Below are 24,769 nucleotides of genomic sequence, written 5' to 3'. Positions count from 1 at the left end.
GAGCATTGCGATGAGCACCGACGATAAACGCATTCGCGAATTCGCCTATCAGATCTGGGAGTCGGAAGGGAAACCTGAAGGCCACGAAGAACGTCATTGGGAAATGGCGCGCAAGCTGGCCGAGGCCGAAGCGCTGGCACCCAAAAAGCCACCGAAAGCGGCGGGCAGCAAAGTGGCTGGCAAGACGACAGCCGCGGCAGCGAAAAGCACCGACGGCAAGACTCCGGCAACCGCCAAAGCCAAAGCGGCAGCGAAAGCCAAGCCGGCGGCCACGCCCAAAGTAGTCCCGCCGGGCGAAAAGGCTGCCGAGAAAAAGCCGCGAGCAGCGAAGAAGCCTCCGGCGAACTGACCCGATCCATTTTTGAACTGAATGACTGTATGGCGAGCATGCTCGCCACAAGGGGTTCTTGCGCCCTGAAGAAAGTCCCTTATTGGGAAAAACACACAACCCTGTGGGAGCGAGCCTGCTCGCGAAAGCGCTAGGTCAGTTGGTGAAAATGTCGAATGTACCGACGCTTTCGCGAGCAGGCTCGCTCCCACCAGGAAATCTCATTGCCCGAACTGTCCCGTTTTTTTGCAGGAGCAATCATGACCCGTCCAAAGAAAGCCGAACCCGCTGCGCACGCCGAGCCGTCGAGAATCCGTGAAGGCCTGCCCTTCCCGCTCGGTGCGACCTGGGATGGTCTGGGGGTGAACTTTGCTCTGTTTTCCGCCAACGCCACCAAGGTCGAGCTGTGCATTTTCGACGATGCCGGCGAGGTCGAGCTCGAACGCATCGAGCTGCCGGAATACACCGATGAGATTTACCACGGCTACCTGCCCGATGCGCATCCTGGCTTGATCTACGGCTACCGCGTTTATGGTCCTTATGACCCGGCCAATGGTCACCGCTTCAACCACAACAAACTGCTGATCGACCCGTACGCCAAGCAATTGGTCGGCGAGCTGAAATGGTCGGAGGCGCTGTTCGGCTACACCATCGGCCACCCCGACGCCGACCTCAGTTTCGACGAGCGTGACAGCGCGCCATTCGTGCCCAAGTGCAAGGTCATCGACCCGGCGCACACCTGGGGCAACGACCATCGCGTCAGCGTGCCGTGGGACAAGACCATCATCTATGAAACCCACGTGCGCGGCATCAGCATGCGTCACCCGTCGGTGCCGGAAAACCTGCGTGGCACCTTCGGCGGTCTGATGGTCGACGATGTGCTCGAGCACATTCGCAAGCTCGGCGTGTCTTCTGTCGAACTGCTGCCGATCCATGCTTTCGTCAACGATCAGCATCTGCTGCAAAAAGGCATGACCAACTATTGGGGCTACAACAGCATCGCGTTCTTCGCCCCGGACCCGCGTTATCTGGCCAGTGGCAAGATTGCCGAATTCAAGGAAATGGTCGCGCACCTGCACGATGCGAACCTCGAAGTCATTCTCGACGTGGTCTACAACCACACCGCCGAAGGCAACGAGCAAGGTCCGACCCTGTCGATGCGCGGTATCGACAACGCCTCCTACTACCGCTTGATGCCCGACGACAAGCGCTACTACATCAACGATTCCGGCACCGGTAACACGCTGGACCTGAGCCACCCGTGCGTGCTGCAAATGGTCACTGACTCTCTGCGCTACTGGGCCAGTGAGATGCACGTCGATGGCTTCCGCTTCGACCTGGCAACCATTCTTGGCCGCTATCACGACGGTTTCGACGAGCGCCACAGCTTCCTCGTCGCCTGCCGTCAGGACCCGGTGCTGCGTCAGGTGAAAATGATCGCCGAACCGTGGGACTGCGGCCCCGGCGGTTATCAGGTCGGCAACTTTCCACCGGGCTGGGTGGAGTGGAACGACAAGTTCCGCGACACCGTGCGTGCGTTCTGGAAAGGTGACGACGCCCAGCTCGCCGATTTCGCCAGCCGCATGACCGCTTCCGGCGAGATGTTCAACCAGCGCGGGCGCCGGCCGTATTCGTCGGTGAACTTCATCACCGCCCACGACGGTTTCACCCTCAACGATCTGGTCTCGTACAACGACAAGCACAACGAAGCCAACGACGAGAACAACCAGGACGGCAGTAACAACAACCTGTCGTGGAACCACGGCGTCGAAGGCCCGACCGACGATCCGGAAATCAACGCTTTGCGCCATCGGCAGATGCGCAACTTCTTCGCCACGCTGCTGCTGGCCCAGGGCACACCGATGATCGTTGCCGGTGACGAATTCGCCCGCACCCAGGACGGCAACAACAACGCCTATTGCCAGGACAGCGAAATCGGCTGGGTCAACTGGGACCTGAGCGAGGACGGCAAGGCCCTGCTCAAGTTCGTCAAACGCCTGATCAAGCTGCGCCTGACTTATCCGATCCTGCGTCGCGGACGCTTCCTGGTCGGCGAGTACAACGAAGACATCGGCGTCAAGGACGTGACCTGGCTGGCACCGGACGCTACCGAGATGACCACCGAGCACTGGCACGATGCGCACAACCGCTGCCTCGGCATGCTGCTCGACGGACGCGCGCAGGAAACCGGCATCCGCCGCAAAGGTGCCGACGCGACGCTGTTGCTGGTGGTCAACGCCCATCACGACATCGTCAACTTTACCCTGCCGGAAGTGCCGGATGGCGGCTTCTGGACCTGCATGATCGACACCAATCAGCCGTCGATTCGCGGTCAGGAACGCTTCGACTTCGGCCATGAATATTCGGTGACCGGGCGTTCGTTGCTGCTGTTCGAACTGCAACGTGACGAAGAAGATTGATATGGACTTTCAACATTATCTGGCCCGCCGTCCGCCAGATTACGCCGACACCAACGCCCTCGGCCGTTGCCTGCGGGCAATGGTCGAGGCCGGCCTCGACCGCTTGCCGTTGCCCGGCAGCGGTCACACCCTAGAGCGCTTTCAGCGTCTTTCGGAAGTCGGCGGACATGATTTAGGCCTGTGCAAACTCTATGAAGGCCACACGGATGCGCTGGCGATCATCGAGCAATTGGGCGGTACGCCAACGCCCGGCAGCACGTGGGGCATGTGGGCCGCCGAACCGCCGCAGGCACGGGTGAAAGTCACGCCGGCCGGGCACATGGTGGCGCTGAACGGGCGCAAGGCCTGGTGCTCTGGCGCTGCGGTGCTCAGCCACGCCTTGCTCACCGCGTGGGACGCGGACGGTCAGCAGCAATTGGTTGCAGTCGCACTCGATCAACCTGGCGTGACCATCACCGATCAAGGCTGGCAAGCGGTGGGCATGGCGGCGACCGGCAGCGTTGAAGTGCTGTTCGACAACGCCGAAGCGCAGGCCATTGGCAACCCCGGTGATTATCTGCACCGGCCGGGGTTCTGGCAGGGCGGGATCGGTATCGCCGCTTGCTGGTATGGCGCTTCACGACGGATTGCCGAAGGGCTGCGTCAGCATTGCGCGCAACGCGATGAACCGCACGCCCTCGCCCATCTCGGTGCGACTGACACAGCACTGCAAGCGGCAGCCGATGTGTTGCGCTTCAGCGCGCTGCAAATCGATGCGCAGCCCGAGGCCGACGCTGAATTGCTCGCCCGCCGCGCCCGCGCCGTGGTTGAACAGTCTGCTGAACAGGTGATGCGCGAAGTAGGTCGCGCGCTGGGTGCCGGGCCGTTTTGTCAGGATCGGCATTTCGCCCGGTTGAGCGCCGACCTGCCGGTGTTTCTGCGCCAAAGTCACGCTGAACGCGACCTTGCTGCATTGGGCCAGCAGATTGCCGGTCAGTCCTGCGAGGTCTGGGCGTTATGAAAGCCAACCCGATCGTTGGCCAGGGCACTTCATTGCAGCAATGGCAGGCTTCGCGGCGTCTGGCCGAGCTGCCGGCCATCGATATTCTTGACTTGGTACCGCTGGGTTCGCGAGCGGTGATCATCGCGCCGCACCCGGATGACGAAGTGCTCGGTTGCGGCGGCATCATGCAGTTGCTGGCGGCAGCCGGACGTCCATTGCAGTTGATCTCGGTCACCGATGGCAGCGCCAGTCACCCCGGCTCGCAGCGCTGGACAGTCGAGCGTTTGAGTGTGGTGCGTCCGCAGGAGTCTGCCGAAGCCTTGCGGCGCCTCGGTCTGCCGATGCATAGCCTGAAATGGCTGCGCGGCGGTTTTACCGACACCCAAGTGGCGGCGCAGGAAACCGAATTGAGCGAATTCATCGCCGGGTATCTGCACGCCAGTGATGTGGTTTTCACTACCTGGCGCCAGGACGGCCACAGCGATCACGAGGCCGTCGGCCGCGCCAGTGTCGAAGCGGCGCGACGCGTTGGTGCGACCTGCCATGAACTTCCGGTCTGGACCTGGCACTGGGCAACCCCGGAAGACGCCACAGTGCCATGGGAGCGTGCGCGCAAGATCCTCCTTTCACCGACGCACATCGCACGAAAACGCCACGCAGCGCACGCGTTCGCCAGCCAGTTGGAAGGCGACCGCGACGTCGGCCTCGGGCCGGTGCTCGCGCCCTATGTGCTCGATCGTTTGCTGCAACCTTTTGAAGTGGTGTTCCTGTGAGCGTCGATGACCGCTATTTCGACGGCCTGTTCGCGGGCAATGAAGACCCGTGGGCGTTTCGCCAGCGCTGGTATGAACAGCGCAAGCGCGCGATCACCCTCGCCGCCCTGCCCCGTCCGCGCTACAGGTCGGTGTTCGAACCGGGCTGCGCCAACGGCGAACTGAGTGCAGAGCTGGCTCCGCGCTGCGACCGCCTGTTGTGCTGCGACACGGCGAGCGCGGCGGTGAAGCTGGCGCGTACGCGCTTGAGCGTGTTCGAGCATGCCGAAGTCCGTCAGGGCCGCCTTCCGGCTGACTGGCCCGAGGAAAAATTCGACCTGATCGTATTCAGCGAAATCGGCTACTACCTCGACGAAAAAGATCTGACAGAAATGATCCGCCGGATCAGTGAATCGCTGACCGCCGACGGCCAATTGCTGGCCTGCCACTGGCGCCCGCCGATCGAGGGCTGCCCGCTGAATGCGCGTCAGGTCCACGATCAGATTCACGATCAATTGGCTTTGCCGCGTCTGGTGCTGCATCAGGAAGCGGATTTCATTCTCGAACTGTGGAGCCGCGAGCCACGCTCGGTGGCGGCCCTGGAGGGCTTGCGTTGATCGGTATCGTGATTCCCGCGCACAACGAAGAGGCGCTGCTTGATGAATGCCTGCGCGCAGCGTTGCGCGCCAGCGAGCATGCACAACTGGCCGGCGAGCCGGTGGAAATACTGGTCGTGCTCGACAGTTGCAGCGATGGCTCGGCGCGGATCGTCAGCGCTTATCCGGTGTTGAGCTTGCAGATCGATGCGCGCAACGTTGGCGAAGCCCGCGCCGCCGGTGCGCGCCTGTTGCTCGAGCGCGGTGCCCGCTGGATCGCCTGCACCGACGCCGACAGCCGCGTCGCCGATGACTGGCTGGCGGCGCAACTGGGGCTGGAGGCTGATGCTGTGTGCGGCACCGTCACCGTCGAGCACTGGCACGAATCGATCGATGAGGCGGCGCAGATTCGCTATCACCGCCACTACCAGGCCCGCGATGGCCATCGGCATATTCACGGCGCCAACCTCGGCGTGAGTGCCGAGGCTTATCGCCTGGCCGGCGGTTTCAAGCCGCTGACCTGTGACGAGGACGTGCAACTGGTGCGTGCACTGGAGCGCAGCGGTGCGAATATCGCCTGGAGTCACCGTCCGCAAGTGCACACCAGCGCCCGTCTCGACAGTCGGGCCAAGGGCGGGTTCGGTGACTTTCTGCGCAATCTGGCACAGCTGGAAAAAAAAATTACGGATCAGATGGATCTGTGACGCGACGAATCGGCTGTCTTGAGCAATACTCTGCCTCGCAGTAATCCAAGGGTTGGAGCACTGCACCGTTGCTATTCATTTGCCTTCACGGGCCGCGATCAGCGTTGGCTGCTCACGACTGAGGGCGAGATACCACAAGGACGTCGCACTCATGAAATCGTCATTGCTCAACGAACACGGCCTGCCGGCACAGATCTGGAACAGCGCGCCGCAACTCGACAATATTCCCGTCATCAACACCCACAGCCTGGTACCCGCCGGCGCCCGCGCCGTGGTCATCGCCCCGCATCCGGGCGACGAAGTGGTCACTTGCGGCGGTCTGCTGCAATTGCTCTCCAGCCTTGGCCATCCCCTGCAATTGCTCTCGATTACCGACGGTAGCGCCAGCCACCCCGGCTCGCGCCAGTGGTCGGAACAACGTCTGAGCGTGTTCCGCCCGCAGGAAAGCGTCGAAGCCCTGCGCCGCCTCGGCCTGCCGATGCACAGCCTGAAATGGGTGCGCGGCGGCTTTACCGACAACGCCCTGAGTGATCAACAAAGCCAACTGACAGAATTCATTGGTCGTTATCTACGCCCGGGCGATGTGGTGTTCAGTACCTGGCGCAAGGATGGCCCGCCGGATCATGAAGTGGTTGGCCGGGCCAGTTTCGACGCGGCGCAAAAGGCCGGGGCGACCTTTCACGATGTGCCGGTGTGGGCCTGGCACTGGCCGGAGCGCGAGCAGCGCATGATTCCGTGGGAACGCGCGCGCAAGCTGCGCCTTGATACCTGGACGGTCGCGCGCAAGAGCCACGCCACCCACGCTTACGCCAGCCAGCTCAAGGGCGAACCGGCCATCGGCATCGCCCCGCTGCTGCCACCGGTGCTGCTGGAGCGGATGCGCTTGCCGTATGAAATTGTCTTCTTCTGAACGGCGGAAGCTCAACATACCTGTGGGAGCGAGCCTGCTCGCGAAAGCGGTGTGTCATGTGTCAGATGTATTGAATGTGATGAAGTCTTCGCGAGCAGGCTCGCTCCCACATTAGCCCAGCAGTGAATCATCGGAAGGAACTGCCACCCCCTCAAACCAGTCGCATGAACAGGCATGGCCCAATTCAGAGGAGTGAACGTGTCCAGCGATCCCAAGCGTCAAGCGGTCGACGCGCCAGTCATTCATCGCCTGCGGGTACTCACGGTCAACACCCACAAGGGCTTCACCGCATTGAATCGGCGGTTCGTTCTCCCGGAGCTGCGTGAAGCGATGCGCAGCACCTCCGCCGATCTGGTGTTTCTGCAGGAAGTGGTGGGTGAGCACGAACGCCATTCCAGTCGTTACAACGACTGGCCGCAGACCTCGCAGTACGAATTTCTCGCCGACAGTATGTGGAGCGATTTTGCCTACGGGCGCAACGCCGTTTACCCGGATGGCCACCACGGCAACGCGCTGCTGTCGAAATACCCGATCCGCGAATATCGCAACCTCGACGTGTCGATCACCGGGCCTGAACGGCGCGGGCTGTTGCACTGCATTCTTGATGTGCCCGGGCATGCCGAGGTGCATGCAATCTGTGTGCATTTGAGTCTGCTGGAAAGCCATCGGCAATTGCAGTTGCAACTGCTCTGCCAGTTGCTTGAGTCGCTGCCCGACGATGCGCCGGTGATCATCGCCGGCGATTTCAATGACTGGCAGTTGCAAGGCAACGCAGCCCTCGCCCGTCGCGATTATCTGCATGAAGCCTTTGAGCGCCATCATGGGCGCCCGGCGAAAACCTATCCCGCGCGGTTTCCCTTACTGAGGCTTGACCGGATCTACTTGCGCAATGCCAGTAGCCACGATCCCCGAATTCTCGGCAACAAGCCGTGGACGCATCTTTCCGATCACCTCCCGCTGGCGGTCGAAGTGCATCTGTAAGTGCATTTTTGACAGCAATTAAATGACAGGCCTTCCCGGCGACTAAGGCTCGGAAGGACCTTTCGTCGGCGGCAAAAAACCGTCAGCCACCTGCTGCGCAAGCGTTTTTCCATGCAAACAAACACTTAGTTATGTGCAGAAAAACAAACGCTTGCAAAGGCTGATTTAAGCGCGCCATTCATCGTGCATTTTCTTGACGCGCGGTCATCGCTCTTCTTATCTCTACCTTACTACCCCCGGAATCACTACTGGGGCTGACCTTCCGGCACTCGCGAAATCGAGCAGCCGCGGTTCGCCCCGCTCTATTCGGTCGCCCCTCATTCGGGGTAGGAGAGACGCCAAACACGAGATGACGCATGCGCTTGCAAGGTAGACCTCCATGAAAACTTCACTGACCCCACACGAACTGAAAATCACTCTTTGCACAGTGTCAGGTTCACTGCTGCTGTGCTCGTCCATGGAGGCGCATGCGGGATCTGCGGCGGACGAACCCGCGTGGTATCACGCCGACGTACCGGTGCTGACCTTGCCAGTAACCGTGATAACACCCGGACCACTGCCATTGAGTCAGCAGAGTTCGCGCCTGATCACTGAGGATCTTGCCCCATCTGCTTGGGACGAGCTGTACGGCAAAAGCGCTCGGCAAGCACAGACCGACGCACTTTCATCCGGTTATGCGATGGCCGCTGGCGAGTTCAAAGGTCCGGCCGTGGTCACGTTGAAAAGCGCTAACGGGACTACCCAGACCCTTGGTCTTATAGGTGGTGATAATCAGGTCCAGCTGAATGCCGATGGTGCGCTGACCCGCCGTGCTCTCGCCGACCGCAACACTGACAGCCTCAACCTGCAAGGCCAGAGCCTCGGCGCCTATTACAGTCTGGTGGGTGCGCAAGGCTGGCACGTCGACCTGTCGGCCAGCGGCGGTCGGGTCAGCGGATTCAGTCGAACTGCGCAAGGTAATCGGCAAGCCACCGAAGGCAACGCGATGACCTTTTCCGTCGAAGGCGGTTACCCGATCGGCTTGAGTGAAAACTGGGTGGTCGAGCCGCAGGCACAACTGATCAACCAGCGCATCAGTCTCGACGCTCCGTACGCCGGCTCGGGCAATGCCTCTTCCACCGACCTGACCGCGTGGAGTGGCCGCGTCGGTGCGCGGTTGAAAGGCAGTTATGACTTGAACGGGTTGCCTGTCGAACCCTACGTGCGCACCAACCTTTGGCACACCGTTTACACCGGCAGCACGGTGACGCTCGATCAGGTCGACAAGATCAGCAGCAGCCGCAAGTCTTCAACAGTGGAATTGGGTTTGGGCCTGGTTGCGCGGGTCACACCGGCGGTAAGCCTGTACATGAGCGCCGATTACAGCAGCGATGTGGATGACAATGACCTGAACGGCATCATCGGCAGCCTCGGCGTGCGGATGCGTTGGTGATCTGCTGAACGCTGAAGAACCTTGTGGGAGCGAGCCTGCTCGCGAAAACGGTATCACCTTCAACATCATCGTTGACTGACATGACGCCTTCGCGAGCAGGCTCGCTCCCACAGCTGCTAGCCCTGCGGCTTGAGAATCAACACCGCCAACGGGGGAAGATTCAGTTCCAGCGACAACGATTGACCATGACTCGGCACTTCATCGGTCAATGCCCCGCCACCATTGCCATAGTTGGAGCCGGCGTAAATGTCGGCGTCACTGTTGAACAGCTCGGTCCAGCGTCCGGCGAACGGCACTCCCACTCGATACGACTGGCGCGGTACCGGCGTGAAGTTGGCAACAACCAGCACTGGCGAGCCGTCCTTGCTCCAGCGCAACCATGCGTAAACGCTGTTGATCGCATCATCGCCAATCAACCACTGGAAGCCTTGCGGTGCGTCGTCCTGGTCGTGCAGCGCCGGCTCTTCGCGATACAGCCGGTTGAGATCGCCAACCAGTTTCTGCACGCCTTTGTGCTCGGAATACTGCAGCAGGTACCAGTCCAGCTGCTGATCGTGGTTCCACTCGCGCCACTGGCCAAACTCGCAGCCCATGAACAGCAGCTTCTTGCCCGGATGCGTCCACATGAAGCTCAGATAGGCGCGCAGGTTGGCGAACTTCTGCCAGCGGTCGCCGGGCATCTTGTCGATCAGCGAGTGCTTGCCGTGCACCACTTCGTCGTGGGAAATCGGCAGGATGAAGCGCTCGGACCATGCGTAGACCAGACCAAAGCTCAGCTCGTTGTGGTGATGGGCGCGGTACACCGGGTCCTGCTGAATGTAATGCAGCGAGTCGTGCATCCAGCCCATGTTCCACTTATAGGAAAAGCCCAAGCCGCCCTGCTGGGTGCTCTGACTGACGCCCGGCCATGCGGTGGATTCTTCGGCAATCACCAGCGCACCCGGCGCTTCCAGTTCAACCACGTCGTTCAAATGACGCAGGAAGTCGATGGCCTCCAGGTTCTCCCGACCGCCGTGGCGGTTAGGCACCCATTCGCCAGCCTTGCGCGAATAGTCGCGATACAGCATCGACGCCACGGCATCGACACGCAGGCCATCGATATGGAAGTGTTTCAGCCAGTGCAGCGCCGAGGCCAGCATGTAACCGTGCACTTCGGTGCGACCGAGGTTGTAGATCAGCGTGTCCCAATCCTGATGGAAGCCTTCCAGCGGATTGCCGTATTCGTACAGCGCGGTGCCGTCGAACTGCGCCAGACCATGGGTATCGGTGGGGAAATGCGCCGGCACCCAATCGAGAATCACACCGATGTCGGCCTGGTGACAGGCGTTGACGAACGCGGCGAACTGATCCGGGGTGCCGTAACGCGCACTCGGCGCGAACTGCGAAAGCAACTGATAACCCCAGGAACCACCGAACGGGTGCTCCATGATCGGCATCAATTCGATGTGGGTGAAACCCAGCTCTTTGACATAAGGAATCAGCCGCTCGGCCAGTTCCGGCCAGGTGTACTGGCGCGCAACCTCGCCGAGATCATCCAGCTCGCACTGCCAGGAACCGGCGTGCAACTCGTAGATCGACAAAGGTTTGGAGCGCTGCTGGCGATCCTGACGAGAATTCATCCACTCGTGATCCTGCCAGTCGATTTGCAACGGCGAGGCGACTTTCGAGGCGGTGTCCGGTGGCAGACTGGTGGCCAGCGCCATCGGGTCGGCCTTGAGCGGCAGAATGCCGTGGGCGCCGAGGATTTCGTACTTGTACAACTCCCCCGCTTGCAGCCGTGGGATGAACAATTCCCAGACGCCGGAAGGATGGCGCAGACGCATCGGGTGACGACGACCGTCCCAGACGTTGAAATCGCCAACCACCGAGACACGGCGGGCATTCGGTGCCCACACGGCAAAGCGCACACCGTCGACACCATCGACGGTTTTCAGCTGGGCACCGAGGCAAGCGCTGAGGTCGCGGTGATTGCCTTCGGCAAACAGATACAGGTCCATTTCGCCGAGCAACTGACCGAAGCTATATGGATCTTCGGCGACCTGCTCGCCACCGGCCCAGCGCGTGCGCAACAGGTACGGTCGCGCCTGATCGAAATGGCCGACAAACAGCCCCGGCGTCTCGGTCATCTCCAGCGGGCCAAGCTCTTCGCCGCTGTCCTTGTCCAGCACCGCGACACTCAGCGCACCCGGCAGATAAGCGCGGATGAATTGTCCGCCAGCGCCATCGCCGTGCGGGCCGAGAATGGAAAACGGGTCCTGATGTTCAGCGCGCACCAACGCATCGATGTCGCGCGCCGAGGGTAATAATGCTTCCTTTACCACACCCTGTTCCTTGTTCGAGAAACTCATGACTACTCTCCACCAAGATCGGAAAAGGGTTTAAGCCCTGTCAATAATCCATACAAGCCGTGCAATGGCACGGGCAGCCACGTTGGGCGGTTTTCCGCCTCGTAGGCCACTTCATAAGCGGCTTTTTCCAGGCCGAACAACGCCAGAGCGGCGTCGGCGCCCTGAGGATCCTGCCAGGCATGCTCAAGACTAGCTGCTGCCTCGCGGTATGCCTGGACAAATGCCTCGCGTGCTTCGCGCAGATAACGCTCGGCGACCCGTTTGCGCGCCGCTTCGGCTTCGACGCTGTTGTCCACGTTATGCACATTGATGGTCATCGCCGCTGCATAATCGAACGAACGCAGTACGCCGCTGACGTCCTTGTACGGGCTGTGCTTGCCGCGACGCTCACTCAACGGCCGCGCCGGTTCGCCCTCGAAGTCAATCAAGTAGGCATCGCCCTTGATTACCAGCACCTGACCCAAATGCAAGTCGCCATGCACCCGGATGCGCAAACCGCCGGTGGCTTTCTTCGCCAGATCCTGCACATGGGCCAGGATGGTTTTCTTCTCGTCGAGCAGACGCTTGACCAGTTTCTGGTCCGCCGCGTTCAACTCGCCTTGATGCTGCTTGAGCAGTTTCAAGGCATGTTCGACTTGGGCGGTGACATCCTTGGCTGTCGCGGCCATGTCCTTGCTCGACGACACTTGCGGCGCAAAGTCGGCGTTGTCGGTTGGCGCAGCGAGCACCTGATGCATCTCGCCCAGACGCTGGCCGAGCATGCCGGCGAAGTCCCTCAGCTCGCCGAGCGCGTTGTAATGCTGCTCCTGCTCGGACATCGCGTCGGCCAGTTCATCGCGCAACGCCCGTTCGAGGTTGTTCTGCGTCCATTCCCATGCATCGCCCTGATTGCTCAGATAGCCTTGGGCGATCATCAGCAAGTTATCTTCGCCCTGCGCATCACGGCGAATCACCGAACCGAGCAGTGGAGAGATATTGGCAAACCCGGCCTCGGTCAGGTAAGCGCTCATCTCCAGTTCCGGGTGTACGCCAGAAGCCACTTTACGTATCAGCTTAAGCACCAGGCTGTTGCCGACAACCACGGAGCTGTTCGATTGCTCGGCCGACAGGTAGCGCACATCCGACTCGGCACCGAGGCCGAGTTTTTCCAGATGATCTGTCTGTTCGAAGCGGATTTCGCCTTCGATCGACTCCAGTACGGTGTTGTTCTGCATGCCTTGCAGAACGGCGCGGACGAAGGTTTCCAGACTGAATGCATCGGTAATCAGGCCGACCTGACGCACACGGCGTACACGCGATAGCGCCAATTGCTGCGGCAACGGCGGGCCGACATGGTCTTCGGCAATGAAGCCGAACGGCAGTTGATAACGGTTGGTCTGGCCAGCGCTGGTGACTTCGATTTCACTGAGCAGCACTGGATGCTGGGCATCACCGAAACGCACGCCATAAGCCAGATTGACCTTCTCGATCGCCGCATCCTTGCCGGCGAACCAGCGACGGTTCTGCAGCCAGCTCGGCAGAATGCTTTGCTCCAGCGTGTTGCGCGACGGCGCTTCGAGCAGTTCTTCCATGCGTTTTTTCAGCACCAGCGTGGTGAAGTCCGGCAGGCTCTGCGCCGGTTCGACGTGCCAGCTCGGCATCTGGTTTTCCGCCGCGAGTGCGAACCAATAGAAGCCATAAGGCGCCAGGGTCAGAAGGAAATTCAACTGGCCAATCGGCGGGAACGCATTACCGCCGAGCATTTCCACCGGCACCATGCCGACGTACGCCGACAGGTCCAGCTCGACCGCTTGCGCACTGCGCGAAACGTTGGCCACACACAGGATGATTTCGTGCTTGCCATCGACATCGGTGTATTCGCGGGTATAAGCCAGCACGCGACGGTTGGCCGGCGAGAGCATTTTCAACGTGCCACGGCCGAAGGCTTTCGATTGCTTGCGCACGGCCAGCAGGCGCCGCGTCCAGTTCAACAGCGAATGCGGATCGCCGGACTGGGTTTCGACGTTGACCGACTGATAGCCATACTGCGGATCCATGATCGGCGGCAGTACCAGACTGGCCGGATCGGCGCGGGAGAAACCGCCGTTGCGGTCGATCGACCACTGCATCGGCGTACGCACGCCGTCGCGGTCGCCGAGGTAGATATTGTCGCCCATGCCGATTTCGTCGCCGTAATACAGGGTCGGCGTGCCGGGCATCGACAGCAGCAGGCTGTTGAGCAGTTCGATGCGGCGACGGTCGCGTTCCATCAACGGTGCGAGACGACGGCGAATACCGAGGTTGATCCGCGCGCGACGGTCAGCGGCGTAATAATTCCACAGGTAATCGCGCTCACGGTCGGTGACCATTTCCAGGGTCAGCTCATCGTGGTTGCGCAGAAAAATTGCCCACTGGCAATTCGCCGGAATTTCCGGGGTCTGCCGGAGAATGTCGGTAATCGGGAAGCGATCTTCCTGCGCCAGCGCCATGTACATGCGCGGCATCAGCGGGAAATGGAAGGCCATGTGGCATTCATCACCATTGACCCCTGCGGCATCGGTATCGCCGAAATACAGCTGAGTGTCTTCCGGCCACTGATTGGCCTCGGCCAGCAGCATCCGGTCGGGGTAGTTGGCGTCAATCTCGGCACGGATCTGCTTGAGGACGTCGTGAGTCTCGGGCAGGTTTTCGTTGTTGGTGCCGTCGCGCTCGATCAGGTACGGAATCGCGTCGAGGCGCAGGCCGTCGATGCCCATGTCCAGCCAGTAGCGCATCACCGACAACACGGCTTTCATCACTTGCGGGTTATCGAAGTTCAAATCCGGCTGGTGCGAATAGAAGCGGTGCCAGAAGTACTGACCGGCGACCGGGTCCCAGGTCCAGTTGGACTTCTCGGTGTCGAGGAAGATGATCCGCGTGCCGTCGTATTTCTGGTCGTCATCGGACCAGACGTAGAAATCCCGCGCCGCCGAACCCGGCTTGGCTTTACGCGCACGCTGGAACCACGGGTGCTGGTCGGAGGTGTGATTGATGACCAGCTCGGTGATTACCCGCAGCCCGCGCTTGTGCGCTTCGGCAATGAAGCGCTTGGCGTCGGCCATGGTCCCGTAGTCGCTGTGCACGCCACGGTATTCGGCGATGTCGTAACCGTCGTCGCGACGTGGCGAGGGATAGAACGGCAGCAGCCAGATGGTGTTGACGCCGAGGTCGGCAATGTAATCGAGTTTGGCGATAAGCCCGGGAAAGTCGCCGATCCCGTCATTGTTGGAGTCGAAAAACGATTTGACGTGAACCTGATAGATCACCGCGTCCTTGTACCAGAGCGGGTCTTTGATGAAGGCGGCTGCCTTGGGTTTCTTCGCCATGTGGAACTCCTGAAAAATTCTCTGATACACCGAGGGACTCGCAGTGATGAGCCCCTGTGGCGAGGGGATTTATCCCCGTTCGGCTGCGCAGCAGTCGCAAATTGTTAACGCGGTGCAGCTTGAAAAAAGGGGCTGCTGCGCGCCCCGGCGGGGATAAATCCCCTCTCCACAAGTGCGGTGCAAATGTTACGAAGCTGTAATCCGCCAAATCCCGAACGGCTGATACGCCGGGTCAATACGCATGAACTGATATTTGCCGTGCCAGTCCCAGCGATGGCCGTTCATCAAATCTTCGCCATGGGTGGTGGCATCATCCGGCAGGCCCATTTCCCACAGCGGCAGTTCGAAATTCGCTTCCTGCACGTTATGCGGATCGAGGCTGACCGCGACCAGAATGAAATTGCTGCCATCGGCGCTGCGCTTGCCGAAGTACAGAATGTTGTCGTTCCAGGCGTTGTAGATTTTCAGCCCCAGATGGGTGTGCAGCGCCGGGTTCTGCCGGCGGATGCGGTTGAGCTGGGCGATCTCGGCAATGATGTTGCCGGGCGCGGTGAAATCGCGGACACGAATCTCGTATTTCTCCGAGTCGAGGTATTCCTCTTTGCCCGGCACCGGCGCCGATTCGCACAATTCGAAACCGGAATACATGCCCCACAGCCCCGAGCCCATAGTCGCGAGCGCCGCGCGAATGAGGAAACCGGGACGCCCCGACTCATGCAAAAACGCCGGGTTGATGTCCGGGGTATTGACGAAGAAATTCGGCCGGTAGCATTCGCGCCACGGCGACTGATTCAGTTCGGTGAAATATTCCGCCAGCTCGGCCTTGGTATTGCGCCAGGTGAAATAGGTGTAGCTCTGCGAATACCCGACCTTGCCCAGACGCGCCATCATCGCCGGCGTGGTGAAGGCCTCGGCGAGGAAAATCACTTCCGGATACAGCGTGCGCACATCGGCGATCAGCCATTGCCAGAACGGCAGCGGTTTGGTGTGCGGGTTGTCAACGCGGAAGATTTTCACGCCTTCCTTGACCCAGCCAACGACGATGTCGCGCAACTCGACCCACAGGCTCGGAATCGCGTCCGGTGCATAGAAGTCGACGTTAACGATGTCCTGGTATTTCTTCGGCGGGTTTTCGGCGTATTTGATCGTGCCGTCCGGGCGCCAGTTGAACCAGCCCGGATGTTCCTTGAGCCACGGGTGGTCTTGGGAACACTGGATGGCGAAGTCGAGAGCGATTTCCAGGCCATGGTCGGCGGCGGCGGCCACCAAACGGCGGAAATCTTCACGGGTGCCGAGTTGCGAGTGAATCGCTTCGTGGCCACCCTCCTCGCTGCCGATCGCGTACGGACTGCCGGGATCGTCCGGGCCAGCGGTCAGGGAATTGTTGCGGCCCTTGCGGTGGGCGCGGCCGATCGGGTGAATCGGCGTGAAATACAGCACGTCGAAGCCCATGTCCTGAATCATCGGCAGACGCGAGTGCACGTCGTTAAAAGTGCCGTGACGCTGGGGATCGTCGGTGATCGAGCGCGGAAACAGCTCGTACCAACTGGCGAACTCGGCGAGTTCGCGCTCGACGTCCATAGGGAATTCGGCGCTGATGCTCAGATAGGCACGGTGATCGGCCTGAGCCATCAGCTCTGCACTGCGCGAGTGCAGAAACAGGGCGACCTGCTCGGTTTCGAGCAGGCCCGACAATTCATGGTGCAGCGCCGCGAGCTGCTCGCTGAGCTGCCCTTCGCTGCGTTCGGCGGCCTGTTGCACCATCGTGCGGCCTTCCTGCAGCTCCAGAGAAACCGGCACCGCCGCGCTGTGCTTCTTTTCCAGTTCGTACTGGAAGCTGGCGAAATGGTCGATCCACGCTTCGATGCAATACAGGTAGCGGCCCTGCTCCTCGGGGCGGAACTGACCTTGCCAGGTGTTGTTGCCCTGATCGGACATGACCTCGGTCTGCCAGGTTTCCTGGCCTTCCTCGCGCCAGCGGATGCGCACGGCGAGCTTGTCATGGCCGTCGGCAAACACTTTGCTGGTCACCACCACTTCGCGCCCGGCAATCGATTTGGCGGCGAACTGGCCGCCGTCGAGAGTCGGCATGGTGTTTTCGATGACGATACGTGGCAGCAGTAACGCCTGCGACAGCGGCATGTGCGGGTTGTAACTCAGCTCTGAAGGTCTTTCAGCAGTCATTGAGCATCTCTCCTTAACGCCCCAAGGACGCTCTTGTGCCGGAACAGTATTCGCGACAAAGCGCCGGCCCTGTCATGAACTCACTTAGGTTCCGAGCAACCGGCGCGGGGAAAAGTTCAGATGAAATTAACAAGACAAACCTGCGGATCGAATTTGCCGTGGCCGGGTCAACTCACTTAAGCACGTCCCACGCCATGTGCCATACGGAGGTCACCTGATGAGCATCCCGATCCCGGCGGAAACGCCCGATCCGAACATCGACAAACCCACCCTGCCGGACACCGAGCCGCCGCCGGTGCCCGAGCAAGAGCCGCCAGGCACCACGCCACCACCGAAGGAAGAGCCACCGAGCACGATGCCGCCGGTGATCGTCTGACATTGGCATGTCTGCGTGCCATCCCTGTAGGAGCTGCCGAAGGCTGCGATCTCTTTGCCGCGCGGCAATGCAAATCAAAAGATCGCAGCCTTCGGCAGCTCCTACACGGGACCGAGTGATTAGCTAGAGGTGGTCGTTCTTGTCGACATCCTTTTCGAACACTCTCACCACGTAGGGCATCACGCTGAAAATCGCCAGCGCCAGAATGGTACTGAGCAATGCCGTCGCTTCCTTGCCCAGCCCGGCTGCCACGCCGATCGCCGCCGTCATCCATAAGCCCGCCGCCGTGGTCAGGCCTTTGACATGCGCCTCGTCGCCCTGCTGATTTTTCAGAATGGTCCCGGCGCCGAGAAAACCGATCCCGGCAATCACGCCCTGCAATACCCGACTCATCGCATCGGACTCCGCGCCCGAGGTCTGCGGCACCAAAACGAATAGCGCAGCACCCAATGCCACCAGCATGTGCGTGCGCACCCCGGCAGCCTTGCCTTTATGTTCGCGCTCGAAACCGAGAATCCCGCCAAGAATCGCCGCCATCACCAGGCGTACGGTGATTCGGGTCATTTGCGAGGCGTCGCCGATGTCGGCAAATTCGGCCTGCAAGGTTGACCACACTTCATCCCACCAGTCTTCCATCGTGCCTCCCTTGTTATTGGCTTGATAAGCGATGGACAACAGCGACCATTAATCGGTTGCGCAGAACGATCCGCGCGCTGCGCTTCCTAATATGCAGACCTCCCTGGAACAAGGACTGCCGCCATGCCCGTTCGAATCGATGAATCCAACCCCGAGCAGAAAGTGTGTTTTTTTACCGTCGAGCATGGTGAGGAAATTCGCATCTGCGACACACTCGAAGTCCTGACCGATAGCGACAAAGCCATGTCGTTCGTGGAAATCGAAGGCAAACGTACCTACATCACCGAAGCAGAAGCCGATGCCTTGACCGTCGCCGGGGCCAAGGACGGGCGCAAACATCTGAAGGCCGATGACAGTGATTCGGTGGTTTGATTGATCTCGATCAACACCCGTCGCAGACGCCTGCAATAGGCGTTTGCGCCTTGCCTGGCAGGTTGCTTCAAGTTGTCGCAGGCATTGCGTCAAACCTCATCTGATCCGCTTTTTATTGCCAAACCTGAGTCTGTTCTGCAAACAGATCGCCGCTCATAGTGCATCGGCCTGATGGAGGCTGATGAGCGAACGAACATGAGCGAGCAAATCCCCGTCCGAACCGTAGAAGCATCGCCAACGATAAAAAGCGTACCCGCGCGCCCACTGAAAGCGACCGCCGGATCCACCGACAAGCAGATCCACACTCGCAGTTTCACCGGCCTGTTCCGCAACCTGCGTATGAGCGGTGCCGGACTTCTGTTTGTGCTGTTCTTCGGCACCGTGTGGCTGAACTGGGGCGGTCGGCAGGCCGTACTTTGGGATCTGGCGGAAAGCAAATTCCACATCTTTGGCGCGACGTTCTGGCCGCAGGATTTCATTCTGCTCTCGGCCCTGCTGATCATTGCTGCGTTCGGACTCTTCGCCATCACCGTGTTTGCCGGTCGCGTCTGGTGCGGTTACACCTGCCCGCAGAGTTCGTGGACGTGGATCTTCATGTGGTGCGAGAAGATCACCGAAGGCGAGCGCAACCAGCGCATCAAACTGCAAGCGGCGCCATGGAGCCTGAACAAACTGGCGCGGCGTGCCGCCAAACACACGTTGTGGCTGGCAATTAGCGTGATGACCGGCCTGACCTTCGTCGGCTATTTCACCCCGATCCGGCCGCTGGCCGAAGAGCTGCTGACCCTGCAGATCGGTGGCGTCAGTCTGTTCTGGGTGCTGTTCTTCGCCGCCGCCACCTACATCAACGCCGGTTGGCTGCGTGAGGCGGTGTGCATGCACATGTGCCCGTATGCGCGGTTCCAGAGTGTGATGTTCGACAAGGACACGCTGACCATTGCCTACGACGCCGCACGCGGCGAAAACCGGGGTCCGCGCAGGCGTGACGTGCGCCCGGTCGAAGCCGGCCTGGGTGATTGCATCGACTGCCAGTTGTGCGTGCAGGTCTGCCCGACAGGCATCGACATCCGCGATGGCTTGCAAATGGAATGCATCGGCTGCGCAGCATGCATCGACGCCTGCGATTCGATCATGGACAAAATGCATTACCCGCGCGGCCTGATCCGCTACAGTTCCGAGCGCGAATTGCAGGGCGGCAAGACCAACCTGCTGCGTCCGCGTTTGATTGGCTACACGGCGGTGTTGTTGTTGATGATCGGCGCGTTGGCGCTGGCATTGATCGAGCGACCGATGGTGTCGCTGGACGTGACCAAGGATCGCGGGTTGTTCCGCGAGAACGCTCAAGGCCAGATCGAGAATATTTATTCGCTGAAAGTGATCAACAAGACTCAGCAACGGCAGGATTACCGGTTGAGTCTGGTTGATGGCGACGGGTTTGCGTTGCAGGGCAAAACGGCATTGAGCCTGGCGCCCGGGGAGATTGTCGATGTGCCGGTGTCGGTGGCGATGACCACCGAGCGGCCGGCGAGCAGTTCGCAGACGTTGAGTTTCAGGATTGAAGACAGTGACGAGCCGCAGGTATACAGCGTGGCGAACAGCCGGTTTGTGGCGCCGATGAATCGTTGAGGAACTGGCACTGCTGCCCTCACCCCAGCCCTCTCCCGGAGGGAGAGGGAGCCGACCGAGGTGTCTGTCGCTATGCATCGACGTGAAAGACCGAGTCGATTGTGGATTCGGCAAAGCACTGTCAGGTCGGCATATTTCATCAGCATCCTCCAATCAGTCCCCTCTCCCTCTGGGAGAGGGCTAGGGTGAGGGCTCCTTCCCTGACACCCCACAAAATCACGTCCACCAAGGCCCACCGATGAAACGCTACGAAAAATTCGCCGACGACATCGCTGAACTGATCCGCTCCGGCGTCCTCGGCCCCGGCCAGCGGGTGCCGTCGGTGCGGTACGCCAGCCAGACCTACGGCGTCAGCCCGTCCACGGTGTTCCAGGCCTATTACCTGCTCGAACGCCGCGGCCTGATCCGCGCCCGGCCGCGCTCCGGTTACTTCGTCAACGCCCATACACCGAGCACATTTTCCGAGCCGGTGATCAGCAGCCAGGTCAACGAATCCACCGAAGTCGACGTCAGCGAGCTGGTATTCTCGGTACTCGACTCGATCAAGGACCCCAACACCGTACCGTTCGGCTCGGCCTTCCCCAGCCCGACCCTGTTCCCGCTGCAACGCCTGTCGCGCTCGCTGGCCAGCGCCGCGCGGGAGATGGATCCGCGCATGGTCGTTACCGACATGTCGCCGGGCAACCCGCAACTGCGCCGACAGATTGCCCTGCGCTACATGGTCGGCGGGCTGATGCTGCCGATGGAAGAGCTACTGATCACCAACGGCGCCCTCGAAGCGCTGAACCTGTGCCTGCAAGCGGTGACCGAGCCCGGTGACCTGGTGGCCATCGAGGCCCCGGCGTTTTATGCCTGCCTGCAAGTGCTGGAGCGCCTGAAGCTCAAAGCCGTGGAAATCCCCGTGCACCCGCGTGACGGCATCGACCTCGGCGTGCTCGCGCAAACTCTGGAACGCCATCCGATCAAGGCCTGCTGGTGCATGACCAGTTTCCAGAACCCGATGGGCGCGACCGTGCCCGAGGCGAAGAAACAGGAACTGGTCGAACTGCTGCGCCAGCATCAAGTGCCGTTGATCGAGGACGACGTCTACGCCGAGCTTTATTACGGGCAACAGGCGCCAAAACCGGCCAAGGCTTTTGATACCGAAGGATTGGTCATGCATTGCGGCTCGTTCGCCAAAAGTCTCGCCCCCGGTTATCGCATCGGCTGGGTGGCGGCCGGGCGTTTCGCGCAGAAGATCGAACGGCTCAAGCTGATGACCTCGCTGTGCGCTTCGATGCCGGCGCAAGCGGCGATTGCCGATTATCTGCAACACGGCGGCTACGATCGGCATCTGCGCAAACTGCGTTATGCCCTGGAAGAACAGCAGAGCGCAATGCTCGCGGCGATTGCCCGTTACTTTCCGGCGCAGACCCGCGTCAGCCAGCCGGCGGGGGGCTACTTTCTGTGGCTGGAGTTGCCGGAGCAGATGGATTCGCTGAAGCTGTTCCAGATGGCGCTGGCACAAGGCATCAGCATCGCGCCAGGGCCGATTTTCTCGCCGACCCAGCGTTTCAGAAATTGCATTCGCTTGAATTACGGCAGCCCGTGGACCGAGGAATCGGAAAAGGCCATGGAGACGTTGGGGCGGATTGTGCGGTCGTTTTGATGGTTTCTCTTAAAGCTCTGCCTAGCATAGACCTGCGCTGACCGATACCATATAGCCATCATCTCAGTCACTCATGTATTGAGCTCCCTTATATCCAAAGATGGAAAGCAGGATGCGATCGGAAACCAAGACAGACAGTATTTACCTTAAGGGGCTCCAATTGTCGGGGTTCAAGGGCTTAGGAGAGGAACTGCAAACGATCGCTCCTTTCCAACGTTTCAATTTCTTCATAGGAGCTAATAACTCTGGGAAATCAACGATCCTAGATTTCATTTCCCGACACGTTCATTCTTTCACAAAGATAAACTTCGGAAGCAGCCCTGACATTTCGTTTAATTCGGCTGGAAACGAGTTAAACATAGACTGCAACCCATCAGCAATCAAGTCAAACTTAGGTATAACAAAGACCCAATTTATTGAAGCCGTGATTGAAAACCCTGCCTTATCACAAGATAATGCCACAATGGAGATTATCAATGCCATAACAGAAAAACTAATAGCCGATGAACAGCTGATTTGGCTAAAAGGAACCACAACATCAAAAGCTCAAAATCTTTTTACAGACATAGACATTTCCCTCAGCGACATTGAACACATCCAAAAACACGGTGAAACCTTGAGATTTATCACCGGACATTTTGGTGGCAACCAAGCACAACTCCGCGAACATCAGTTCTCCTTTATTATTCAAAGGCTATTCTCACGCTCAAAAATCAATCTTCCCAAAGCAAACATCATTCCAGCGATTCGCCAAGTATCACCGAGCGGAGCAGAGTTTGATGATTACTCGGGCAAAGGACTGATTGAAAAAATAGCTCAGCTACAGAACCCAGCAAAACACGGAAAAAATCGACATCATGAATTTGATAAGATCAATGACTTTCTGAGAAGCGTTCTTGGAAAAAATGATGCAAAAATTGAAATACCTCATGATCGAAGTGAAATATTGGTCCACATAGATGATCGAGCTTTCCCATTGGCCGCTCTCGGAACAGGAATTCATGAGGTTGTGATGCTCGCTACATTTTGCACACTTCTGGAACACCAAATCCTTTGTATTGAAGAACCAGAAATTCATCTACACCCTGCTTTGCAGAGACGCCTGATCAATTACCTGCAAACTGAAACGTCGAACCAGTACTTTATCGCAACACATTCTGCATCAATCATCGACACCCCGGACGCAGCAATTTTTCATGTAACAAACATTGACGGCACAACAAGAATAGCCAAAACAAATTGCAATTCATCGAAACACGGCCTACTACAGGACCTTGGATACAAAGCTTCCGACTTACTTCAAACAAACTGCATACTATGGGTGGAAGGGCCATCAGACCGTCTATATCTTAATCATTGGATAACCGAAAAAGACAACAAACTCATCGAAGGAGTTCACTATTCAATTATGTTCTATGGCGGCCGTCTCCTGAGTCATCTACATAGTGATCGCGATGATGATATCAATGATGACGTAAAAGCGCTGATCGCAGTTCGCAAACTTAATCAAAATATAGCCTTTGTTATTGATAGTGATAAAACCGCCTTCACCGACTCAATAAACAAAACCAAACTCCGCATTGAAGAGGAAATCAAGAAACATGACGGAATTTGTTGGATCACTACTGGTCGAGAAATAGAAAATTACATCCCCCAACCAAAAATGGAAGTAGCGCTCAGAGAGGTTTACAGTTCTTTCTCTAAGCAGTTGGCTACAGGGCAATTCGACCATGTGCTACCTTTTGAGAAACAAGATAAACAAATTCACAACAAAGTAGACAAAGTGAAAATCGCTCACGCAATCAGCCTTCGAAAAACGGACATGGATGTGCTCGACCTCGAGAAAAGAATCGCTGAGATATTAAATTTGATCTATAAGTCTAATCACATTAATGGGTATGAGTGAGGACTTAGCGCCCCTCCAGCGCGACCAGCAAGCGGCATGCGTCTATAGGATAGAGCTAATTCTTTAGGTGCTACCGTGTATTGGCTTCACTTTTTAGAGCTACCGCCCCTTCCAAATTCACAAACGTCTCAGTTTCAGATGGCCCTGGCGCAAGGCATCAGCATCGCGCCGGGGCCGATTTTCTCACCGACCCAGCGTTTCAGAAATTGCATTCGCTTGAATTACGGCAGCCCATGGACCGAGGAATCGGAAAAGGCCATGGAGACGTTGGGGCGGATTGTGCGGTCGTTTTGACGGATAGGTGTTGTCTGGGCTGGCCCCTTCGCGAGCAGGCTCGCTCCCACAGTTGATTTGTGAATACAGAACCAATGTGGGAGCGAGCCTGCTCGCGAAGAGGCCGGCTTTAACACTGCAAATCCACCGGTTTACCGCCCACCCCCCAAATCAACAAACGTCCCGGTCGCATACGACGCCTTGTCCGACAGCAACCAGACAATCGCCTCCGCCACTTCATCCGGCCGACCGCCCCGGGCCATGGGAATCGCCGATTCGAGCTTGCTGACCCGATCCGGGTCGCCGCTCAGGGCATGGAAGTCGGTGTAGATGTAACCCGGACGCACGGCATTGACGCGAATGCCCTCGCCCGCCACTTCTTTCGACAGACCGATAGTGAAGGTGTCGAGCGCGCCTTTGGATGCGGCGTAATCAACGTACTCGTTCGGCGAACCGAGGCGTGCCGCGACCGAGGAGACGTTGACGATGCTGCCGCCCTGCCCGCCGTGTTTGGGCGACATGCGCAGGATCGCATGCTTGGCGCAGAGGATCGGCGCCAGCACGTTGGTTTTCATGATTTTGAGGATGCGGAATTCGGACATTTCATCGACCCGCGACTTCTGCCCGACGGTGCCGGCGTTGTTGACCAGGGCGGTAACCCGGCCCAGTTCGGCGTCGACGCGCTGAAACATCGCGATCACTTCGTCTTCGATACTGACATCGGCGCGAACCGCGATGGCTTGGGCGCCCAAGGCGCGAACCTGTTCGAGTACGCTGTGTGCGGCCTGCTCATCCGACTGGTAGTTGATGCAGATCCGGTAGCCCTGTTCGGCTGCCAACAATGCCGTAGCCGCGCCGATTCCGCGCCCGCCACCGGTGATGACAATGACTTTATCCATGCTGGCCTTCCCCCACGTGCACACGTAACAGTCGGGGCCAAGAATAACCGCC

Annotated in this window: 19 protein-coding genes and 1 pseudogene; 15 read left to right on the top strand and 5 right to left on the bottom strand. The window is 59.1% G+C overall.

The genetic code is table 11. The features are described 5' to 3' along the window. The first annotated feature begins 10 nt into the window (after positions 1–10). From PS14A_RS12025 to PS14A_RS11985, 9 genes are all read left to right on the top strand, one after another. Complete coding sequence (locus PS14A_RS12025; protein ID WP_212616262.1) at positions 11–349, top strand: DUF2934 domain-containing protein; 339 nt, start codon at positions 11–13, stop codon at positions 347–349. 239 nt (positions 350–588) lie between these two features. Further along, a complete protein-coding gene (gene glgX / locus PS14A_RS12020; RefSeq protein WP_024012878.1) occupies positions 589–2,748 on the top strand; it encodes a glycogen debranching protein GlgX in 2,160 nt (719 codons plus the stop codon). A 1-nt stretch (position 2,749) separates the two neighbouring features. Then, on the top strand, positions 2,750–3,748 hold the full coding sequence (locus PS14A_RS12015; RefSeq protein ID WP_137213526.1) for an acyl-CoA dehydrogenase: 999 nt from the start codon (positions 2,750–2,752) through the stop codon (positions 3,746–3,748). Beyond that, the gene (locus PS14A_RS12010; protein ID WP_137213525.1) at positions 3,745–4,503 is read left to right on the top strand and encodes a PIG-L family deacetylase; all 759 of its coding nucleotides are present in this window, start codon (positions 3,745–3,747) and stop codon (positions 4,501–4,503) included. The genes PS14A_RS12015 and PS14A_RS12010 overlap by 4 nt, the downstream gene beginning before the upstream one ends. Next, on the top strand, positions 4,500–5,099 hold the full coding sequence (locus PS14A_RS12005) for an SAM-dependent methyltransferase (protein WP_212616261.1): 600 nt from the start codon (positions 4,500–4,502) through the stop codon (positions 5,097–5,099). The genes PS14A_RS12010 and PS14A_RS12005 overlap by 4 nt, the downstream gene beginning before the upstream one ends. Then, on the top strand, positions 5,096–5,782 hold the full coding sequence (locus PS14A_RS12000) for a glycosyltransferase (protein WP_212616260.1): 687 nt from the start codon (positions 5,096–5,098) through the stop codon (positions 5,780–5,782). The genes PS14A_RS12005 and PS14A_RS12000 overlap by 4 nt, the downstream gene beginning before the upstream one ends. A gap of 151 nt (positions 5,783–5,933) precedes the next feature. Further along, positions 5,934–6,692, top strand: coding sequence for a PIG-L family deacetylase (locus PS14A_RS11995; protein ID WP_212616259.1), 759 nt, complete (start codon positions 5,934–5,936; stop codon positions 6,690–6,692). Positions 6,693–6,890: 198 nt separating this feature from the next. Next, the gene (locus tag PS14A_RS11990) at positions 6,891–7,673 is read left to right on the top strand and encodes an endonuclease/exonuclease/phosphatase family protein (protein WP_016774637.1); all 783 of its coding nucleotides are present in this window, start codon (positions 6,891–6,893) and stop codon (positions 7,671–7,673) included. A gap of 379 nt (positions 7,674–8,052) precedes the next feature. Further along, positions 8,053–9,105, top strand: a complete 1,053-nt coding sequence (locus PS14A_RS11985; protein WP_212616258.1) for an autotransporter outer membrane beta-barrel domain-containing protein — start codon at positions 8,053–8,055, stop codon at positions 9,103–9,105. Between the two features lie 116 nt (positions 9,106–9,221). Here PS14A_RS11985 and glgB read toward each other — a convergent pair whose 3' ends face one another. The 3 genes from glgB to PS14A_RS11970 form a co-directional block, all read right to left on the bottom strand. Then, a complete protein-coding gene (glgB, locus tag PS14A_RS11980; RefSeq protein WP_016774635.1) occupies positions 9,222–11,453 on the bottom strand; it encodes a 1,4-alpha-glucan branching protein GlgB in 2,232 nt (743 codons plus the stop codon). A 2-nt stretch (positions 11,454–11,455) separates the two neighbouring features. Continuing rightward, on the bottom strand, positions 11,456–14,797 hold the full coding sequence (gene treS, locus PS14A_RS11975) for a maltose alpha-D-glucosyltransferase (RefSeq protein WP_212616257.1): 3,342 nt from the start codon (positions 14,795–14,797) through the stop codon (positions 11,456–11,458). A 186-nt stretch (positions 14,798–14,983) separates the two neighbouring features. Continuing rightward, a complete protein-coding gene (locus PS14A_RS11970) occupies positions 14,984–16,981 on the bottom strand; it encodes an alpha-1,4-glucan--maltose-1-phosphate maltosyltransferase (RefSeq protein ID WP_122507282.1) in 1,998 nt (665 codons plus the stop codon). A gap of 217 nt (positions 16,982–17,198) precedes the next feature. Between PS14A_RS11970 and PS14A_RS11965 the strand changes: the two genes are divergently transcribed. Beyond that, positions 17,199–17,357 (top strand): hypothetical protein, encoded by a 159-nt coding sequence (locus PS14A_RS11965; protein ID WP_163012245.1) that lies wholly within the window; start codon positions 17,199–17,201, stop codon positions 17,355–17,357. Between the two features lie 123 nt (positions 17,358–17,480). Here PS14A_RS11965 and PS14A_RS11960 read toward each other — a convergent pair whose 3' ends face one another. Continuing rightward, the gene (locus PS14A_RS11960) at positions 17,481–17,993 is read right to left on the bottom strand and encodes an MgtC/SapB family protein (protein ID WP_130912943.1); all 513 of its coding nucleotides are present in this window, start codon (positions 17,991–17,993) and stop codon (positions 17,481–17,483) included. A 123-nt stretch (positions 17,994–18,116) separates the two neighbouring features. Between PS14A_RS11960 and PS14A_RS11955 the strand changes: the two genes are divergently transcribed. From PS14A_RS11955 to PS14A_RS11935, 5 genes and pseudogenes are all read left to right on the top strand, one after another. Beyond that, the gene (locus PS14A_RS11955) at positions 18,117–18,365 is read left to right on the top strand and encodes a DUF3203 family protein (RefSeq protein WP_016774630.1); all 249 of its coding nucleotides are present in this window, start codon (positions 18,117–18,119) and stop codon (positions 18,363–18,365) included. A 195-nt stretch (positions 18,366–18,560) separates the two neighbouring features. After that, complete coding sequence (gene ccoG / locus PS14A_RS11950) at positions 18,561–19,991, top strand: cytochrome c oxidase accessory protein CcoG (protein ID WP_212616256.1); 1,431 nt, start codon at positions 18,561–18,563, stop codon at positions 19,989–19,991. 238 nt (positions 19,992–20,229) lie between these two features. Continuing rightward, on the top strand, positions 20,230–21,639 hold the full coding sequence (gene mapR, locus PS14A_RS11945) for a GntR family transcriptional regulator MpaR (protein WP_125916197.1): 1,410 nt from the start codon (positions 20,230–20,232) through the stop codon (positions 21,637–21,639). A 112-nt stretch (positions 21,640–21,751) separates the two neighbouring features. Further along, on the top strand, positions 21,752–23,545 hold the full coding sequence (locus PS14A_RS11940) for an AAA family ATPase (RefSeq protein ID WP_212616255.1): 1,794 nt from the start codon (positions 21,752–21,754) through the stop codon (positions 23,543–23,545). Positions 23,546–23,623: 78 nt separating this feature from the next. Beyond that, positions 23,624–23,839 (top strand): annotated as a pseudogene (locus tag PS14A_RS11935) (PLP-dependent aminotransferase family protein); the annotation flags it as partial. Positions 23,840–23,970: 131 nt separating this feature from the next. Here the strand turns inward: PS14A_RS11935 and PS14A_RS11930 are convergent. Continuing rightward, on the bottom strand, positions 23,971–24,717 hold the full coding sequence (locus PS14A_RS11930) for an SDR family oxidoreductase (RefSeq protein ID WP_024012870.1): 747 nt from the start codon (positions 24,715–24,717) through the stop codon (positions 23,971–23,973). Positions 24,718–24,769: the final 52 nt, after the last annotated feature.

This window comes from Pseudomonas sp. 14A, assembly GCF_018132745.1.
GTDB lineage: Bacteria > Pseudomonadota > Gammaproteobacteria > Pseudomonadales > Pseudomonadaceae > Aquipseudomonas > Aquipseudomonas mercuritolerans.
The sequence above is the reverse complement of the archived record's forward strand: the minus strand, read 5'-3'. Positions and strand labels throughout refer to the sequence as shown.